The following is a 15,039-nucleotide window of genomic DNA, read 5'->3' as shown; positions in this document are numbered from 1 at the left end:
CACCGATTGCGCAAGTACTGAACGAGCGCATCTAAGTAAGGATTCAACGGGGGCAACCCCATTTAGTTGAAAGGATTTCAACATGGTTGCAGACGTGCGCTGTCTGCATTCGGAAAAACGGCACCCAGTGGGTGCCGTTTTTTCGTTTAGGGTGCAAATCTATCGCGAGCAGTGTCGCGAAGATTTGCGCAAGGTGAGGCTGACTGTCTGACTCAGCAGGCCATGAACCTGTTCGCGACGGCGTCTTACTGAACTGAACCTCCAGATGCCCCATCGTCGGCGCTCGGCGCTTCCAATCAATGAGTGTTTTGTCCCAGCAATGAGCGCAAGGGAGAGGCTCCGGTCTTCTTAGAAGACGCCGAGCAATAGGTAATTGCTCGGCGAGGAACGAACGACGCGACAGGACGTCGCGGCTGGAAACAAGCCACAGGGACATGTTGATACATCGTTGGCGTTCGGCACCTTCACCGTTACCTGCTATTTTCTTCACTCACTGGCCGCTGTGTTCCAGTAATGAATACTCCCTTGGCAGTGGACGAAAACGTGCATCTAATCGGCCAAACCTGTGGCGGAGGGCAAAGAGTATGGTTATTATCATCCGCTCATTATTTATAGCCAGATCAGTAATTTGGTTAATGTGCAGTGATTCACATGTTTCATTTAGCCGGGTTATTCAATCTTAATAATAAAAAAAACATCGAAGATGCGCGCATGCTTACCACTTCAACGCCAGACAATGTAACCAGTAGCAATACCCCGTCGCAGGATTCCATTTTTTTCTCACGCTTAGCCATGGTTATCACCGCGACGGTATTTGGCGGCTTTATCCTTCATTGGGTTGCCAACTATGAACAACTCGGACGATTTACCCTGTGGATCGGGCTGCATGGCGCTTTTAGCGTCGCTTGGTACCTGCTTCTTCTCTATCAAATACGCCTGTCAACGGTCGGCAATATCGCTACCCACCGGCGTTGGGGAAAGTTGAGTGTGATACTGGTCATCGCAATTCTGTTCTCCGGTGTGATGATGACACTGGGACTCTATGGATATCTGGTTGACCTTGGCGCTTTTGATTTTTCCCAGCCAAGCGCACGCGCAAGAGCGGGAGGATTGATTGGCGGCACGTTTCTGGAGTGGGCCATATTTGCTGCGTTGTACATTTTGGGCATCGTCAATGTACGGTCACCGGCACATCACAAGCGTTTTATGCTGGCGTCTGCGGTGCAGATGATGCCTGAGGGGCTAAATCGCCTTATTCACGTGCTTGGTCTGCCGGGCTATGGGATGTTGGGCATTATGCTGTTGATATATTTATCGATGATGATGTATGACTGGCGATCGGCGCGGCGCATATACTGGAGTACTCTGGTTGCCTTCGCCTTGTTCTTATTGATGGCCCTGTTGATCTATACCCTCTTTCGCACCCAGGCCTGGGGCGACTGGGTGGTCAGCATACTCGGCGGGATGTGATGGTCAGCATCAAAGAGGGGCTCATTGACTGGGTGTTTTGTCCCAGCAATGAGCCTGTTCGCGACGGCGTCTTACTGATTCCAACCTCCAGACGCCGCCTCGTCGGTGCTCGGCGTCTATACCTTCACCGATATCCCACTCTGTTCAGCGTTGTCCATCGGTTTAGGCGGCGGTGGGGCGCCGGCCAGTTTGCCTATTTCTTTGGCGTCGAAACCCAGATCTGACATGCTCTTGCCCAACCCTGGCCCTGGATTGATACCAGCTTCCTTGAGCTGTTCGGCAATCGCTTTGGCATCACCTGCCGACAGATTGTCAGCGTCGTAATTGCTGAGAATGTCGTTAAGTGTGTTCTTCTGCTCATCGGTCAGTGGTTTGGGTTCTGGTCGCATCATGGTGTTGTTGCTACTGATTGATTCAATCATTGTCGTACTTCCTATTGGTTGTGAACGATAGACTCTCATTCCCCCTATCGCCCATCATGTACCGATATTGATGCCGTTAGCGCGGTTTTACCTAACCTTTACATTGGTTGACAAAAAACTGACATTGAACCGGTGTGATAGCGGTGGTGGAAGGCCAGTAGTGGGCGGTGGTCCAAGTAAGTTGACCACGAAGAATCGTCATTCCGGCGAAGGCCGGGACCTTCTAAGTTACCTGACTCACACGAATTAACACTGTTTTGGTTAGTCATCAACCCCATGGAGATTGCGGCCTCCGCCGCAATGACGGTAGCGTCTGCTGAACTTCGCTACAGCGGGCAGTAAAGCTCTGAATATGCAATGGAGATGAATGATCGCTAAGTGCCAGTAGTGGACGCATGACTATTATTTATTCCAGTAACCATATTAAGCGAAAAGCAGACTTCCAGTCTTCTTGTCGATATCTAGATATTGTCGCTGAACTTCTCCGTAACTTATGTTTGCTATGATAGAAACACTTCGCAAGGCATCGGCTTACTAATCAAGTATCCCTGGATATAATCGCAATCCAAGCTTTTCAGATGGGAATATTGGGCTTCGGTTTCAATCCCTTCTGCTACAACCTTAAGATTGAGCGAATGACTTAGAGATATGATTGCTTTACATATTGCACTGTCATCTTGATTTTCGGGCAGGCTTAGAACAAAACTACGGTCTACCTTTACTATGTCAATTGGTAGTTTGCTCAGATAACTCAGAGATGAATAACCAGTACCAAAATCGTCGATAGCGATCGTTGAACCAAGAGCCTTTAGCTGATTAAGCTTGCTCTGAGCTGGTTCCAATTGGTGCATAATTGAACTCTCTGTGATCTCAAATATAAGTGACTTACAAATACCTTCTCTATCTCCAAAAATCCGATTAATACTACCCTGTAAACTTTCATGATACAGCTGTGCAACAGAGAGATTTACAGCAACTTTTACATCAGAACCTTTTACTAATTTCCATGTATCAATAAACGCTCTGACTTTTTTCATGACTAATTCGCCAAGGGGAATAATTAGCCCAGTTTCTTCTGCAATGGGTATAAATTGTGCTGGTGATATAACCCCTTCAGTAGAGTGATTCCATCTTGCCAAGGCCTCAAAATAGCAAGCTTCTTCCTCGCAAGATTCAACTATAGGTTGGAAATTTACTTCTATTTCATCATTGTTGATGGCTTTTTCTAACTCTGAGATTAGCCTTAAGCGAAAGCTCTTTTCTTCCCCAAACTCTTCCTGATAGAACATCAAGCGGTTCTTACCTGCATACTTTGCTTTGTACATTGCGATGTCTGCTTTCTTGATAAGATCTTGTTCACTGCTCCCATGTTTTGGGTACAAAGCAATTCCAACACTTGCAGTAACCTTGTAGGAATAGGACGAGTACTCTTTGGTAAACGAGAGAACATCAAGCATTTCATTGGCAAGTTTCGTTACTCGACTGATATTTCCAGTGCGCAAAAGGACAACAAATTCATCCCCACCAAATCGCGCTAATAACCCTCGATCTTGGACTACTTGGCTTAGCTTCAAAGCAATATCCACTAGTAAACTATCACCCTCTTGGTGACCTTGCGTATCGTTGATTTCTTTAAAACCATCTAAATCAACAAAAAGAATTGATAAGCTTTTGTTTTTCCGTTGGCATAACTCAATAGCCTGGCTCGTCTTTTCGATAAAGAAGCTTCTGTTGTACAACGAGGTAAGTGGATCAAAATAGGCAAGTTTACGTAACTGCTCTTCATGCATTTTAATACTTGATATATCAGTTAATGTTACAACGTAATACTTGGAAGAGGCGCTGAATTCATCATCAATCCTGGAAATCGACAAGTGAACAGGAAAAGTTTCTTCGTTGGCTCGTTGGCATTCAAGTGCGCCGCGCCAATGCCCCGAATCATTCAACTGGTTCGAAATCAATTCTTCCTGTATGCCAGGAATTATTTCGGCAAGGGAAATACGCTCCAAGTCGTTTGAACGATATCCACTCATGCGTTCAAATGCTGGGTTAGCCCTCAGAATACGAAAAGCACGATCTGTGCTTATAGCTCCGTCGAACGAGTGTCTGAACACAGATTCAGCTAACTTTAGCTGCATCTGGTGATTGTATTCAGATGTTACATCCTGCACAGTCCCAATCATTCTAATCGGATTGCCATGCTCATCTCGATAGACTTTTCCTCTTTCAACTACATGTCTTAGTGCGTTGTCATTACTCACGATACGATGATGGGCTTTATAGGGAGAATCATTTTCCAATGCTTGTTTTACGGCATCTTCAACGATGGCTCTATCTTGATAGTGAACAAACGATAGAAAGGCGGAATAGCTCGGTGTAAAGGTACGTTTATCTACTCCAAAAATCTTAAATATTTGATCTGACCAGTGAAGTGTATCTTTGAGGATATCCCAGTCCCATGCTCCTATATTTGCGATCGATTGAGACTCATCAAGTAGTTGCTGAATTTCAGTATGTGAAGCATGCCCCTGGGTTCCTATTGAGTTCTCCCTCAATGAGGCAAGGGCACACTCTTGTCCTTTCCAGCGTATAGGTGATAGAGCAATGTCTACAGTTACTGATTTATTAAACTTAGAAATAGCAGACAAAGGCCTTGAGTACCCCATCGGTCTTGAGCTTGGTCGGTTGAAGTATTGAGCAAGTAGTACTTTATGTGCTTCCCGGAATTCTTCGGGTAGCAATAAATTGATGTTGCATCCAACAATTTCATCAACAGTGTAGCCCAGAAGGTCGAACAATTGGCGGTTAGACCAAATGACTTCTCCTTTACTGTCAACGATGATTAGAGCATCACAAACACTGTTTATTAGCACTTCAAACTCGTTACCACTGCTCAAACCAAACCTGCCCTCCACTTATGGCCTTCCTCATTTTTTAACCAACATTGTTTACCAATATACGTCTCAGGCAAACTGTGCGACGAGAGACGATTGTTGATCAACTTCGTAGCGTAAGCTTTCATTGCGAGCTTTTGACTCTTTGCCGTGTTCTCCACTGGTATCCGAGAGCTCTTTCACTAAGTTGACGTTTCTTGAGACCTGTTCCGCAACAACGGATTGTTCCTCAATGGCCGTTGCAATGCTCCTATTGAGATCTGCGATGACACTAACCTGCTCCTGAATAACATTGAGGCTCTCGCCACTATCGTTAGCGCTTTTTACACTCTGCGTGGACAGCTCAACCCCCTGTTCCATTGCTGACTGTGCTCTTTCTGAAGCTTGTTTCAATGTGTCTATCCTCTTAGTAATCTCTTCTGTAGATTGCTGCGTTCGAGCAGCAAGAGATCTTACTTCATCAGCAACGACAGCGAAGCCTCGTCCTTGTTCTCCGGCTCTGGCTGCTTCAATAGCGGCGTTTAACGCCAATAGATTGGTTTGCTCTGCTATGGCATTGATCTCATCTAGGATATTTTGGATCAGTGAATTACCTTCAACGAGCGTTTTTAACTCTTTGGCAGCGCTTTGTAGCTGGACATCCAGACGCTGTATATCAGCTATGGTTGAGTCGACAGAGCCTTTACCCGAAACAGTATGTTGCTCTAGGGTGTCAGAAGCCTCCGCAGCCTGGTTAACGGTATTAGCCAACTCTTGGATGGTTGATGAAAACTGATCCATGGCAGTTGCTATTTGACTTACTTCTCCCGACTGCTGTTCCAGTAATGAAGCAACGGTGTCTCCACTATCTGATGTAGCCTGGGCATTGGCATATACGTGCTTAGTCGCATCATTTACTCTACCAACAACAGCCTTGAGCTTGGCTTGTTGCATGTCGATAGCTAAATCAATGAATCCTAATGCATCACACTGCCCGGAATACATGTAGACCATGAGTGGGTTTCCATAAATTTTCTTCGCTTTTTCCACTACTTTGAGATAACGCTTACGCCACTGGTAAAACATAGCGCTCATCACAGTCGTCGCTACTAAGCCAAAGGTGTTGACAATCGATACACCACCAAAAACAATGTCAAAAAACTCAACAAACCAAATGGCAACCATACCTGCAAGAATGAAAGATGTAATGTTAACTGTTGGTTTCGTGCATTTTGCCTTGGACCCGTTATTCAGTTTTTCGTACTCTGAAGAAGCTCTTTCAACCACATCTCTCCGCGGTTTAGTTCTTACAGACTGATACTCGACAACCGCTCCTTGCGAATTTCTGATAGGCGTAACAAACGCGTTGACCCAATAATAGTCGCCATTTTTACAACGATTCTTCACGGGGCCCATCCAAGACTCGCCAGATTTCAAGGTTTGCCACATATTAGCAAAGGCCGCTTTGGGCATGTCTCTGTGTCGCACTAAGTTGTGCGGTTTACCACGCATTTCATCCAGAGAATAGCCAGCAATTTCACAAAACTTATCATTGGAATACGTGATCCTGCTGTCCAAATCAGTTGTGGAAAGAAGTATATCGTGCTCAGAATAAGTGACTTCGTTACCTGAGTGTGAGTTGGTAGCCATTTTTTTGTTCTCGCTATTAGAAATAAGCTATTCAATAATTAGATTCAAAATGAAACACTTTCAACTTATTTACTACTTTTATATCAATAAGTTAAAGGTTTGGGTAATAATATTACCCATATACAGTCTTGCTGATTGTGTTTCACTCAAAGACACTGTGGGGATAGTAATTCACCAAATCAGCCTTCAACGCTGTTAAATACGACTCTGGGTATGTTGAGTTGGTAAAAGATGATTTCAGTTTACTCAAAGCTTGCAATTGATTTATCAGAGATTCCATGTTGACAGAAAAGATAACTGTCTTTTTGGAGCTACCTAGCCCATGCTGATGTTGTTTGCTCATGGCAGATAAAATCCATGTGAATGTGCCTTTTTCTCTTTCAGCAAAATGCAGCATATAGGGCCATTCAGCGATCAGGTTTAATAGATAAAATTGAACTTGTGGGAACCCAATTGACCCTTCTAGGTTCTGGCATACTCCCTGAAAGCTAATACGTAAGCGTCGTTCAAATTTAACAACGTTTAGTCGGTGATTACTAAGCGTTCTCAGTAGATCATGCGCTCTAGTGATATCGAGTGACCAAAGGTCACTGCTTGATATCTTGAGGTGAGCCTCAAAATCACCGTTTATCTTAAGTTCTGTAATTGCTCCCATAAGCAAACTCCATTGTCATCATCTGACACCTGTGATGCCTGCGATGTATAAAAAGCAGCCCTGAACAAAAATATAACGAGGAAAGTCAACGATAGGCGCTTGTCGTCCATGTTCAAGCGGGAACCCATAAGAGACAATTAGTCTTTAGTATAAACAGCTCATAAAACAAACAAGTTCACCTTTGCAAATCTCACCTAACTCGAATGAAAACTCTCAAAAAATGCAAAAATCAACTTTTCCACACAGTATCGAGCGCCCGCCATCTTCGGTTTTGCCGAACTCGCCGAGTGTCCGCTTAAGGGGGAATCAAGAATACACAACAAACTTTCGCGAAGGTCCACTATTCGCTCAAACCCGCCTTTCGAACCTGACCATCACACCTCGCCGCAGCGTTCGGTGAATTGTGTTTTAAGGTCTTCGTGGGTCTGCTTGATGGGCGTGAACAGCATTTGCATATCGTCGCTGAATGCGGTGTCGAGGTAATAGGGGAACCCCCGTGAATGCGCAACCTTGTTAAGCGCATTGTCGATGTTGTGCTCGTGAAAGGTGGCGAAGCGACGGTAGCCAGCTTTGTTGCAGTTCTCCAGGTAAACCTGAAGCAATTGTTCGGTGACAACCAGCTCAGGGTGTGCCATTTCGATGTCCTGTTGTTGATGCTGACGGGCACCAACGTACAGTCCAGCCACAAAGCTGAGTGTTATCGCCAGTGCTATACTGGCTATCAAATGGTATTTCATCGTCCTTGCAATGCTTGTCTGAATAACCAGAGCATGGGGGGGAAAGCGTAAAATACAATGTTGAGTGAATAGCAGGCGTTCTAAAGACGCCTGCCTCAAATGCAGGTTAGAAAGGTAGCCCGTTGTTGATACTGATGCCGTACGCCCCAAAGCGGTAAGTCGTTGATACTTCAGTGCGATTGCCGTGCGCAATCAGTGCAACTGCATCATCATCGTTGGCATTCGTGTTGGACCACGAAATCAAGCCATGTCCAAACTTATCGGCATGGTCGATTTTGAGGTGGACAGTGGTTTTGGGGGCGAGTTGGTTGCCGTTCACAAATCCATCACTAAATGTGGGACTCACTTCATTTCCGTCACTGTCATAGAACGTCAGATCAACAGTGACGGTGTGATTTGTAATGTTGGAAATCCATAGCTTTGTTCCATTGGAGCCGCTACCTGAGGCTTGCCCTTTCCAGTACGGAACATACGCTTTACCTTGTCCGGCAAAACTTTGGGTACTCAGAAAAAACAGTGTAACGGAAAGGAGATAGGCGAGTTGTTTCATGAAATAGTCCTTTTCAATTGTGTGAGTAGTTCTACTCAATCTGTGAACATGCAGCAGGCAGAATAGTCCACTTGTGCAAGGTGGTCAGTTAGATGTATCAGACCTCATATGGCTTAACGACTATGATCTATCATCCTTTAGCTCCGTGATGGTCAAAGGCTGGGATAGACAAAGTGAATACTGAAAACGACTGCGAAGTTAGTCACATCCCCCGTTTTTGCTGATACTGATGCCAGCCGGTCAATGCGCTGAACAGGCCGGCGGCCAAGGTCAGGTCATGGCCAACATACGGGTGGCTGTCGGTACGGTAGGTCAAATTCAGACTACGATTGCGCGCAATGTGGTACTCCAGTGCGTCGTATACGGCGCGCATTTCGCCGGCCTCACTACCGATGTTCATGTACAGATACGCGCCGACCGCTTGCTCAGACACCACGTAGTGTTCCACGGCCTTACGGGTTTCCTGCGCGCCCCACCAGACGGCGGGGCTGAATGCCATGTGGCCCTGGAATAACCCGGGACGTGACTGAAAACTGTGCATCACCAGTAGCCCGCCCACTGAGTGGCCAGCCAGAATCCGCTGGTCACTGGTGCGATACTGTAAATCAACAAAGGGCATCAGTTCATTGGCGATAAAATCGAGAAACTTGTCGCCGCCACCGCCCTGGCCCAGCGGGCCTCGGGGATCCTGGTTCACCGTTGGGGCGTAGTCCCTGAGCCGATCGGTGCTGTGAATGGCGACAATGATGTGTGGGTTGGCACCCTCCGATGCAGTGAGTCGCGCCAGCATGCTGGCCACCATGTCACCATTGAGGCCACCATCAAGCAGGTAAAGCACCGCAAACCGCTTGTCACTGGTTTGGTATTCTTGTGGCTGATAGACCGTGATATCCCGCTGTTCTTGCAGGATCGCAGAGGTCAGGGTATGGGATGTAGGGGAAGACGCTTGTGCACCGGTGGCCAAGGTAACCAGGCAAAACAGCAACAGGGTTTTCAATCGGTGTCATCCTTTGCGTTGGACCGTATTTAAACGCGCCCAGTGTGGATGAAATGTATTTCAATATCAATTATTTACCAAGGGTCTTGCCCTTACAATGCCCGTTTGGGATCCTGTGCCTGAGGTTGGCGCAAACCCATTTCCAGTAAGGTTTCACTCATCTGCTGGCTGAGGTTTAACGAAGATTTGCGCTTTTCCTGTTCGACAGCGCGGCGCTGTGCTTCTTCTATGATCAACTGGCGTTGTTCTTCAAGGGCGAGCAGTTTGTTGCGCTTTTCCCGGGGACTCAGGGAGTCATCGTTTTGCACCGCTTCGATTTTCTTTTCGATCTCTTCCAGTTGGCGACGATCCAGGCCAATGCGGGCATCAATGATCAATTGGTTTAATTGATTGAAGGGATCTTGTGGGTCGTGACTGTCGGAAGACTGGGTTGCGTCGGACGCGGCGCTGTTCGCTGCCGATGTCTGGGGCAGTTGGTTGGCAACACCCGCGCTGGATTGACCGAGTCCTTCGGCGAAATCCTGATATACGCTTTGCAGCATGCGGTTATGTTCCGTCCAACCTTCCATGCCCACCCGAAACGCCAGATTACCGTACAGGTCATTAAACAAGTCCGCGATCCCGGCTTGGCTCCATTGCTGCGCTGGCGACAAAGGGGTTTTTGAGGGTAAGCCTTCAATGTTTACCCCGTACACGGCAAAGTGCATGGATAGCTCCAGGATGGCTTTGTCGCCCCAGGACAGGTCTTTGGTGGCATTTTCCCAGGCCTGTTTGACGTGCTGTGGCGCGTTGACCGGCGGGAACTGAATGGTTTTGGCAATGCCGACCTCGACAATACCGTCGTTGTTTAAGTCCACCCGGTCACTACCATCGGGTTGACTGAGCAGGTTCTGTGCGCCTTCCTCTGACAAGTTAGTGACCTGGATCGGTTCGACAAGCCCATTGGACTTTTGGAGCAGTGCAAGCTGCTGCGGTGACAGGGACGCCAGAAAGGCCTTGGCCGACGTCTGACGGTTTTCAGCCTCGCTGAGTATCTGCGCAAAACCTTGAATGTCGGTTGTTGACAGATTGCGGCTTTCCAACCGCGTCATTGATACCGCGCTGAATCCTTGAGAAATGTTCATTAATCGATCCCTATGTCCGTACATGCCATGGCGTCATCTGCGCGGAAATGTCTTGCCGCCAGCGGTTAGTAAATTCCGTATCTGGGGTCAATTCATGACTTTGAGGCGAGCTACCTGCGGCATTTTTTCTGTGCTACAGATGCCATAAGCAAGTTCAGGACCATTCTTCTCGGTGTTCAGGACTTGTTACTATCAGGCTGATAATAGCACCTGGCCCAAGGTCGCCCCGACACAGCCGGCAATGATCCATAGCGGCGACAGGCGCCAGTATCGCAAGGCTGCGAACCCGGCCAGGGCAATCAAGCCATCCGTCCAGTGTACGACAGAGGCGCTGACAACGGGGTTGATCCAGGCGGCGGCGAGGATCCCGACCACCGCTGCATTCACCCCAGCCAGGGTGTTGGTCAACTGCGGATGCGCACTGATCCGCTGCCAGTAAGGGAGCACTGCGGCAAGGAGCAGAAAGCCGGGTAAAAAGATCGCCGCCAGCGCCACGGTTGCGCCAATGACGCTGTGCATACCGGTGTCAAACAGGGCGCCGTAGAATGCCGCAACGGTAAACAGCGGGCCCGGCACCGCCTGGGCGATACCGTAGCCGGTTAAAAACTGTGACTCGCTGAGGGCGGCAGACCCTATCAGCGGTGCTTCAAGCAATGGCAACACCACATGGCCACCGCCGAATACCAGTGCACCGGCGCGGTAAAAAATGTCCATCAGTGTGAACAGCGGTTGGCCGTTCTGAGCCAGCAGGGGCAGTACTGCCAACAGCACCATGGCAATGGCTGCCAGGATCAGGGCGACACGTTTGCCTGGCTTGCGCAGGGCTGTTTCTGTGGGCATTGCAGGCGCTTGGGTTAACCACAATGCGCCCGATAGGGCGCCCAGCAGTATGACCAGCCACTGGGCCCAGCCGCTCTGTATTGTCATCAGCAGGCCGAACGCAAACAACCCGATCAGTCGCCTTCTGGTGTCGTTGCACAACTGGCGTGACATGCCCCACAAGGCATCCGCGACAATCACCACGGCGACCAGTTTGAGCCCTTTGAAGAGTGCTTCCCCTGTCGCTGAATGCAGTGTCAACGCCAGCTGCGCGAACCCAAACAGCATCACTGCCGAGGGTAGGGTAAACGCACAGAAGGCTGCCATGGCACCGCGCCATCCGGCCCTTTCGTAGCCCAGCGCAAAACCCAGTTGGCTACTCGCCGGTCCGGGAAGAAACTGACACAGGGCCAGCAGATGGGTGAACTGAGCATCGCTCAGCCACGCACGTCGTTCGACCAGCGCCCGGCGAAAATAGCCGATATGCGCAGTGGGGCCACCAAAGGCGGTCAGTCCCAGCTGTAGAAAGGTTAAAAAGACCTCTCGGGCAGTTCCCGGTGTGGATTTCATGGCAACACAGCGATGGTAAAAGACAATGGGCGACACTGTAAGAATTTTCCCATCGGTGGACAATACGTGGGCATAAAAAAAGCCCCGGATGGGGCTTTTTTAAAAACTGAACGAATAGGTCGGTTATTCGCCGCTGTCCAGGGCTTCCAGTTGTGCCGGTACGGTAGCGGGGTCACCCACAACCACACGGATCATGTTATCCAGTGGCAGATACTGATTGGCCACACGTTTGACATCGGCTGGTTGCACCGCGTCAATCATGCCCATCAGCTTGCTCAGGCGATCGTCAGGCAGGTTATGCAGTTCCTGATACCACAACTGGCTGATCACGCCACCCCGTGAACTGTTGCGCAGTACGAACAGTCCGGACATGTAGTTTTTAAACCCACGTAGCTCTTCATCACTGACTCCGTCCGCTTGCAGCAGGGCGATTTCCTTACGGATCTCTGACAGAGAGTCTGCGGTGTGCTCTGCAGTGACGGCAGCACCCTGTGCCCAGTAGGCAGCGTTGGGCAGCACCCGCAGGCTGGAGCGCGGTGAGTAGGTGTAGCCTTTGTCTTCACGAATGTTGCTGGTGATACGCGAAGAGAAAGAACCGCCTAACAGGGTGTTCATTACATCCAGAGCAACAAAATCTTTGTGTTCAGGACCTGGCACCTGCAAGCCGAGGCGCAGCTCCGATTGTGGTGCATCCGGGCGCTCCACAAAATGCTGGGAAGGCTGAGCGACAGCAGGGGTGCTGAAGGTATTCTTGGTGCCGCTTTGCATCCACGCAAAAGCGTCCATCACCGCCTGTTGGGTGGCTGACGTATCGAACACGCCACTGATATACAGGTGGCTGTTGTTGGCCGTTACATGCTGCTTGATCAAACCGTTCACGTCTTCCAGCGTGATGGCCATGATGTCGTCCTGCGATGGAATGGGCATGGCATACGGGTGGTCACCAAACATCGCCTTACCAAATGCCTGAGAGGCCTGGCCATTGGGCGAGGTAGCACGAATGCTCATGTTGCGGGCAAAGGTTTCAGACACCCGGGTCAGGGTGTCCTGGGTCGGTGAGTAATGGGCCAGCAAGTCACTCATCAGGTCCAGCGCCTTGGTGGTGTGTTCAGACAACACACTGATTTCCACCGTTGAGTAGGCTTCGGTCACGCTGGTGGTCACTTCTCCACCCATCGCAGCTGCTTTATCGGCGCTGTGCTGGGTCTTGGGATGACTGCCGTCTTCCGAGATCAGGTTGTAGGCGACATCCGCCAGACCTCCACGGGTGTCGTGCACATTACCCACACGGGTATAGAGACGAACCGTGGTCTTGGGGATTGAACCATAAGGGATCAGCGTTACTGCTAAGCCGTTTTCAAGGGTAAATGTCTGGGTAGCAGGCACTTCGAACGGTGCCGGTTTACCGGGCGGTGGCGGGGTACTTTGGGCCAGCGCGGGTAAACTCAGGGTGGTCACAAAGCATAGCGCAACGAGTTGACGACAACGCATGATCATTCTCCTTCTCCTTCGGTGGCCGTGGCCTGTGGTGCCTCACCGGGTGTTACGGTCAATACAGTGCGGTTTCCGGGGTGCAAGTACTGCTTGGCAGTTTGTTGGATCAGTTCAGGGGTTACCGCTGCAAAGGCTTCGTCCAATTGATTGATCTTGCCTGGGTTGTCATCAAATAACGCGAAGCTGGCCAACAGGTCGAGTTTTCCTACCCCAAAAAAGCCTTCATAGGTATCGTACAGGTCGGATTTTAGCTTGGTTTTGGCCAGTTCAATTTGTGCTTCGGTGATCGGGTTTTCTACCAGTCCGGTCATCACGGCATCAATGGATTGGGTAATGGCTTCACGCTGCTCAGGTGTTTCATGGGTCAGGTGTGCCATCCACAACATCGGACCGTTGTAATTGAACATGTTGCCCAACAGGTAATTGATCCCCCCGTTGATATCGCCGGTCAGGCCGGTTTCATTGACCAGTTGTTTGCGCAGCAACGAGTCATTGCCCTGTACCAGGATCTGGTCGATGATGCCCATGGCATAGTATTCCGGGGTATCTCGCGGAGGCATACGATAAGCAAACGCATAGGCCGGTTTGGGGGCCAGTTTGTCGTATTTGTTGTGGACACGCTCTTTTTGTTGCGCCAGTTCTGTGACATCCGGCAGTGCTTTTGGCTCTACCGAGGGAATGTTGGCGAAATACTTTTCAATCATGCCTTTGGTGTCGTCAATACTGACATCACCGACCACCACCAACACCGCATTGCTGGGCGAATAGTATTGGGTGAAGAAGGCTTTTACATCGTCCAGGTTAGCAGCATCCAGATCTTCCAGGTCACCGTAAAAATTGTGTGCGTTGTACCAGTTGTCAAACGCATACTGGGGCATATCCAGCCAGGGGAATCCACCATAGGGCTGGTTCAGCACGTTCACCTTGACCTCATTCTTTACCACCCCTTGTTGGTTGGTGAGGTTTTCCTGGGTGATTTTCAGTGAGCGCATGCGATCCGCTTCTGCCCACAACATGGTCTCCAGCGTGTGCTTGGGCACCACTTCAAAGTAGTTGGTGTAATCAAACCGGGTGGAACCGTTGAGGACGCCGCCATTGTTCTGGATCAGCTTAACCAGCTCCATTTTGCCGAGGTTTTCAGACCCCTGGAACATCATGTGTTCAAACAGGTGGGCAAAACCGGTGCGATCTTTGGGTTCGATACGAAAGCCGATGTTGTAATACACACCAACAGCAGCAATGGGCGCAGTGTCATCGGGACTGATAACAACTTTTAAGCCGTTATCGAGGGTGTAATAGGTGACGGGAACATCGACCGCATAATTGGGTGCGGCAGTCTCTGTGGCCTGTTCGGCAGCAGGTTGTTGGGTATTTTCAGCCGGCTGGGGCGTACAGCCCAGGCCTAAAAACGCCAATCCCGCTACGCTCAGCAGTAGTGGTTTCATAGTGGTTGCTCTTGTTTTGTTTTTCAGAGGGTTAACGCCACTGTAGACCGATTTTCATGCAATGAAAAGGGGCCAGAGTGTTACCTGGTGTTACAAAATACCGCTATTTTTGGGTATTAAACCCCATACCCTAGTATCGACCCGGCGATTTTTTAATCGCCGGGGATGGTCTTTAATGGTTCTCGTTGAAACGACTTCCGACTAACTTTAAACGAGATTGATACCATGTTGAA

The 15,039-nt window shown here is 49.2% G+C and carries 12 protein-coding genes; 1 reads left to right on the top strand and 11 read right to left on the bottom strand.

Annotated elements, in window-relative coordinates:
• The first annotated feature begins 651 nt into the window (after positions 1 to 651).
• The gene (locus LJ739_RS18975) at positions 652 to 1,470 is read left to right on the top strand and encodes a hypothetical protein (RefSeq protein ID WP_229163175.1); all 819 of its coding nucleotides are present in this window, start codon (positions 652 to 654) and stop codon (positions 1,468 to 1,470) included.
• A gap of 116 nt (positions 1,471 to 1,586) precedes the next feature.
• Here LJ739_RS18975 and LJ739_RS18970 read toward each other — a convergent pair whose 3' ends face one another.
• From LJ739_RS18970 to LJ739_RS18920, 11 genes are all read right to left on the bottom strand, one after another.
• Complete coding sequence (locus LJ739_RS18970) at positions 1,587 to 1,892, bottom strand: hypothetical protein (protein WP_229163174.1); 306 nt, start codon at positions 1,890 to 1,892, stop codon at positions 1,587 to 1,589.
• Between the two features lie 500 nt (positions 1,893 to 2,392).
• Positions 2,393 to 4,807 (bottom strand): sensor domain-containing protein, encoded by a 2,415-nt coding sequence (locus LJ739_RS18965; RefSeq protein ID WP_229163173.1) that lies wholly within the window; start codon positions 4,805 to 4,807, stop codon positions 2,393 to 2,395.
• 48 nt (positions 4,808 to 4,855) lie between these two features.
• Positions 4,856 to 6,415 carry a methyl-accepting chemotaxis protein gene (locus LJ739_RS18960; RefSeq protein WP_229163172.1) on the bottom strand — a complete coding sequence of 520 codons (1,560 nt, stop codon included), beginning with the start codon at positions 6,413 to 6,415 and terminating at the stop codon, positions 4,856 to 4,858.
• Between the two features lie 142 nt (positions 6,416 to 6,557).
• Positions 6,558 to 7,070 carry a hypothetical protein gene (locus LJ739_RS18955; protein ID WP_229163171.1) on the bottom strand — a complete coding sequence of 171 codons (513 nt, stop codon included), beginning with the start codon at positions 7,068 to 7,070 and terminating at the stop codon, positions 6,558 to 6,560.
• A gap of 374 nt (positions 7,071 to 7,444) precedes the next feature.
• Positions 7,445 to 7,807, bottom strand: coding sequence for a hypothetical protein (locus LJ739_RS18950; RefSeq protein WP_229163169.1), 363 nt, complete (start codon positions 7,805 to 7,807; stop codon positions 7,445 to 7,447).
• A 106-nt stretch (positions 7,808 to 7,913) separates the two neighbouring features.
• Positions 7,914 to 8,357, bottom strand: a complete 444-nt coding sequence (locus LJ739_RS18945) for a hypothetical protein (protein ID WP_229163167.1) — start codon at positions 8,355 to 8,357, stop codon at positions 7,914 to 7,916.
• Positions 8,358 to 8,559: 202 nt separating this feature from the next.
• The gene (locus LJ739_RS18940; protein WP_229163166.1) at positions 8,560 to 9,354 is read right to left on the bottom strand and encodes an alpha/beta hydrolase; all 795 of its coding nucleotides are present in this window, start codon (positions 9,352 to 9,354) and stop codon (positions 8,560 to 8,562) included.
• A gap of 92 nt (positions 9,355 to 9,446) precedes the next feature.
• Positions 9,447 to 10,478 carry a hypothetical protein gene (locus LJ739_RS18935; protein WP_229163165.1) on the bottom strand — a complete coding sequence of 344 codons (1,032 nt, stop codon included), beginning with the start codon at positions 10,476 to 10,478 and terminating at the stop codon, positions 9,447 to 9,449.
• 192 nt (positions 10,479 to 10,670) lie between these two features.
• On the bottom strand, positions 10,671 to 11,903 hold the full coding sequence (chrA, locus tag LJ739_RS18930) for a chromate efflux transporter (protein WP_229163163.1): 1,233 nt from the start codon (positions 11,901 to 11,903) through the stop codon (positions 10,671 to 10,673).
• Between the two features lie 87 nt (positions 11,904 to 11,990).
• Complete coding sequence (locus tag LJ739_RS18925) at positions 11,991 to 13,358, bottom strand: M16 family metallopeptidase (protein WP_229163161.1); 1,368 nt, start codon at positions 13,356 to 13,358, stop codon at positions 11,991 to 11,993.
• Positions 13,359 to 13,360: 2 nt separating this feature from the next.
• A complete protein-coding gene (locus tag LJ739_RS18920; RefSeq protein WP_229163159.1) occupies positions 13,361 to 14,806 on the bottom strand; it encodes a M16 family metallopeptidase in 1,446 nt (481 codons plus the stop codon).
• Between the last annotated feature and the right edge of the window lie 233 nt (positions 14,807 to 15,039).

This window comes from Fluctibacter halophilus (assembly GCF_020687825.1).
GTDB lineage: Bacteria > Pseudomonadota > Gammaproteobacteria > Enterobacterales > Alteromonadaceae > Fluctibacter > Fluctibacter halophilus.
This window is presented reverse-complemented; position numbering and strand designations above follow the sequence as displayed.

What these genes read in the sequence shown, in the direction of transcription:
- LJ739_RS18975 (WP_229163175.1), top strand. Translation starts at nt 652, where the DNA reads ATGTTTCATTTAGCCGGGTTATTCAATCTTAATAATAAAAAAAACATC.
- LJ739_RS18970 (WP_229163174.1), bottom strand. Translation starts at nt 1,892, where the DNA reads ATGATTGAATCAATCAGTAGCAACAACACCATGATGCGACCAGAACCC.
- LJ739_RS18960 (WP_229163172.1), bottom strand. Translation starts at nt 6,415, where the DNA reads ATGGCTACCAACTCACACTCAGGTAACGAAGTCACTTATTCTGAGCAC.
- LJ739_RS18955 (WP_229163171.1), bottom strand. Translation starts at nt 7,070, where the DNA reads ATGGGAGCAATTACAGAACTTAAGATAAACGGTGATTTTGAGGCTCAC.
- LJ739_RS18950 (WP_229163169.1), bottom strand. Translation starts at nt 7,807, where the DNA reads ATGAAATACCATTTGATAGCCAGTATAGCACTGGCGATAACACTCAGC.
- LJ739_RS18945 (WP_229163167.1), bottom strand. Translation starts at nt 8,357, where the DNA reads ATGAAACAACTCGCCTATCTCCTTTCCGTTACACTGTTTTTTCTGAGT.
- LJ739_RS18935 (WP_229163165.1), bottom strand. Translation starts at nt 10,478, where the DNA reads ATGAACATTTCTCAAGGATTCAGCGCGGTATCAATGACGCGGTTGGAA.
- LJ739_RS18925 (WP_229163161.1), bottom strand. Translation starts at nt 13,358, where the DNA reads ATGCGTTGTCGTCAACTCGTTGCGCTATGCTTTGTGACCACCCTGAGT.
- LJ739_RS18920 (WP_229163159.1), bottom strand. Translation starts at nt 14,806, where the DNA reads ATGAAACCACTACTGCTGAGCGTAGCGGGATTGGCGTTTTTAGGCCTG.